Source organism: Streptomyces sp. AC627_RSS907, assembly GCF_019049165.1.
In genome coordinates this window covers 1-550 of record NZ_JAGMUE010000276.1, presented here as the reverse complement: position 1 = coordinate 550, position 550 = coordinate 1, and the positions used below count along the sequence as shown (strand labels likewise).

General features: G+C 77.1%; 1 protein-coding gene. It reads right to left on the bottom strand.

Going from position 1 to position 550, the window contains the following annotated elements:
• A partial coding sequence (locus tag KUM32_RS33255; RefSeq protein ID WP_217145644.1) for an alpha/beta fold hydrolase occupies window positions 1-550 on the bottom strand: 550 nt, incomplete at both ends.

Below are 550 nucleotides of genomic sequence, written 5' to 3'. Positions count from 1 at the left end.
CTCCTGGACCAAGTGGCCCGCGCCCTCGATGAGCCGGAGGCGCGCCCCGGGGACGAGCGCGGCCAGCTCGTGCCCCTTGGCGACCGGAATCCACGCGTCGTCGGCGCCCCAACACACCAGCACCGGCAACCGCAGCTCGCCGTACCGGCCCTGGATCTCGTCGGTGAACCGCTGGTCGTTCTGGGCGATCTGCCGGTAGAAGGCGGGCTGCCCCGCCGGGCCGCACCACGGGGCGACCAGGCGGTCCAGGACGTCGGGACGCAGCCCCGGCGCGCTGGCGGAGGCGACGTACTCGCGGACCATCGCCCGGTGCAGGGCGGGCGGCAACTGCTCGAAGACCGCGGCGTTCTCGCCCAGGAGCCGGTACGTGGGCGTGCCCCACGGGGCCAGCGCCACGGCGTCCACGAGCGCCAGCGCCCGGTAGGCGGCGCCGTGCAGCAGATGGGCGCGGAGCGCGACACAGCCGCCGAAGTCGTGCGCGACGACGTACGGGGCGGGGGACGGGGCGGCGGCGCCGGCCCCGGCACCCTCGCCGCCGGCCAGGCCCCAG